This window comes from Streptomyces sparsus (genome assembly GCF_054776295.1).
The window spans coordinates 1-2,618 of sequence record NZ_BAAHCA010000698.1; the positions used below are offsets into that span (position 1 = coordinate 1).

The following is a 2,618-nucleotide window of genomic DNA, read 5'->3' on the forward strand; positions in this document are numbered from 1 at the left end:
CGGCGGTCACGCCGCCGCCCAGGCCCGGGGCTCCGCGCTGGCCGCGGCCCGGTTGTGCTCCGCCCAGTACCGGTACGAGGCGGTGATCGCGTCGGTGATGTCGGGCATGAGGTCGGTGAACGGCAGCGGCTCCTCGATGGCCCAGTAGGGCTGGAAGGCCGCGTACAACTCCACCCGCCGCAGCTGCGCCCGGCTCAGGTGCTCCCGGGCGAAGGGGAAGTAGAAGCGGTTCCAGGCCTGCGGCGTCACGAACGGCGGGGCCGGCAGGGGGCTGGCGCCGTTCCGGGCCCGCCACGCGTTCAGGGCGGTGAGCATGAGGTCGAACACCTCGCCCACCCGCGGGGCGTGCGCACCGCGGCCGAGTACGAAGGTGCGGGGTGAGGTCGGGGGGCCGTCCATGATCAGCCGGGTTGTCCACGCGGCGAGGTCGTCGACGGCGACACCCTCCACGTAGGCGTCCCGGTGGGCGACGAGCGCCGGCAGGCTGCCGGAGCACAGCCCCGCCGACACCCAGTAGAAGCCGCTGAACCTGTCGATGTGCCCGTCCCCGTGGCGTCCGAGCACGGCCGGAAACCGCACGACGTCGGTGGCGGGGTGCTCGGCCCGCACCAGCCGCTCGGTGCACGCCTTCGACCACTCGTAGGTGTTGCGGTAGTCGGCCGGATCGGCGGACTGACCGTCACCGCGCAGTCCGCAGGCGAAGGACGTGGACATCTGGACCAGGTGGGTGCGATCGGCGAGCAGGCGCAGCAGCTCCCGCGCCGGGCCGACGTTGGCCTGCTCGGCCGCTTCCGGACTGCGGTTCCACCGGGTGTCGGCGGCGCAGTTGACGACGGCGTCCCAGTGCCGACGCAGCCGCGGGGGCGGCGGTTCGGCGCCCATTCGCCAGGCGACCTGGTCGGGGCCGGGGCCGCCGCGGCTGCTGACTCCGTCGACCGCGCAGCCGGCGTCGGTGAGGCGGCGTACGAGTTCACCGCCGACGGCACCGGTGGCGCCGGTCACCAGGACCTGGGGGGACGTGGTCACGGGGCCACGACCCGCTGTTCGATCGCGGTCAGCATCTGCTGCGCGTTGTCGCGCAGCGCTTTGGCGGCCACCGGGTCGAGCATGTCGGCGAGCAACGGGATGCCGATCTCGAACTCGGTCAGGAAGGTGACCAGGGAGCCGCCGTCGGTGTCCGGTTCGACCTTCCAGTAGCCGCTGAAGTGGTCGAGGTCGCCGGTGCGCTGGCGGAAGGCCATGGTGCGCGCGGCGTGGTCGAGGGTGTCCTCCTCGACCCACTCCAGGACCGACCCCTTGAGCATCACCGACCACTCGCTGATCCGGACGTCACCCGACGTCTCGGCCAGTCGCACGGAGTTCACGCTGTCCATGTAGTCGGCGTAGTCCTCGATGCGGCTGACGGCGTGCCAGGTCTGCTCGACGGGGGCGGCGATGCGCAGGGTGACTTCCACGGTGGGCACGGGCTGTTCTCCTCGGGTCGGGGCGGGCGGTCGGGGTCGCGGCGAACGGTTCAGGCGGTCGGGGTCGCGGCGAACGGTTCAGGCGGTCGGGTCGAAGCTCATCCGGCGGCCGGTGCACAGCGCGCCGACCGACTCGTCGCAGACCAGCAGGCTCGGCGGGTGGTGGTGGGCGGCGAGTGAGTCCACGGCCAGGCCGGCGGCGGTCTGGCCCTTGGTGTACAGGCGGCTGCCGATGACCGGGGTGAGCGCGCCGAGCACCCGGTCCCGGGTGTCGCTGAGAGTGGCCCGCAGCGCCATGGCGGTGGCGAGGGCCGGATTGCCGCTGAGGGTGCCGTCCTCCCAGTCACGGGCGAGTTGGCGGCAGGCCCCGCCCAGTGCCAGCACTTCCCGGGCGGCCCTGCCGAGCAGGGCGGTGCGCGCTCCGTGCGTGCCGGCGGTGCGCACCCCGGTGGCGGCCACGTCGAGCAGGTGGCTCAGCACTCCGTGGTAGGTGGCGGAGACCAGCACCGCGAACCAGACGATGCCGGCGATCAGCGTGTCGTCGATGGCGTCGGCCGGGGCGCGGTGGAACACCAGCCGGTCGTCGATCGGCACCTCGTCCAGGACGATCCTCGCGGTGTCGGAGTCCCGCATACCCAGGGACGGCCAGTCGCCCTCGACCCGCAGTCCCGGGGAGGAGGCGGGGCACAGCGCGATGATCGTCTCGTCGCTGCCGGTGACGCGTGCGGACAGGCAGACCAGGGTGGCGGTGGTCGCCAGCGAGCAGGGGTACTTCACCCCCGAGACGACGTAGCCCTTGCCGTCCGGTCGCGCCTCGCAGCGGCTGCTGAGGAAGTTGGCGCTGCCACCGGGCTCCGCGAACGCCGACGCGACGAGGGCGTCGGAGCCGGCGATGGCTTCGAGCAGCCACCACGTGGTGTCGCGGTGCCGCTGCCAGTAGTCCGTCATCAGGCCGACGGTGAGGGAGTGCATGTTGAGGGCGATCGCCGCACCGGGATCGGCCTTCGCTAGGGCACGTTGGGCGGCGGCGGTGCCCAGCAGGGTGGCGCCGGCACCACCGAAGACCTCGGGCACGGCCAGCGAGGCGAAGCCGGAGGCGGCCACCGCGCGGATGCGGTCCGCCGCGGTGGCCTCGCCGTCCGCGTCGGGGGGCGG

General features: G+C 73.2%; 3 protein-coding genes. All 3 read right to left on the reverse strand.

The window, feature by feature from the left end; translation table 11 throughout:
- Window positions 1-6: 6 nt before the first annotated feature.
- Window positions 7-1,026: an NAD-dependent epimerase/dehydratase family protein gene (locus ACYVE9_RS22280; RefSeq protein ID WP_461029672.1), complete on the reverse strand. Its 1,020-nt coding sequence runs from the start codon at window positions 1,024-1,026 to the stop codon at window positions 7-9.
- Window positions 1,023-1,463, reverse strand: a complete 441-nt coding sequence (locus tag ACYVE9_RS22285) for a type II toxin-antitoxin system RatA family toxin (RefSeq protein WP_461029673.1) — start codon at window positions 1,461-1,463, stop codon at window positions 1,023-1,025. The genes ACYVE9_RS22280 and ACYVE9_RS22285 overlap by 4 nt, the downstream gene beginning before the upstream one ends.
- A gap of 78 nt (window positions 1,464-1,541) precedes the next feature.
- On the reverse strand, window positions 1,542-2,618 hold a 1,077-nt coding region (locus ACYVE9_RS22290), incomplete at its 5' end, for an acyl-CoA dehydrogenase family protein (RefSeq protein WP_461029674.1).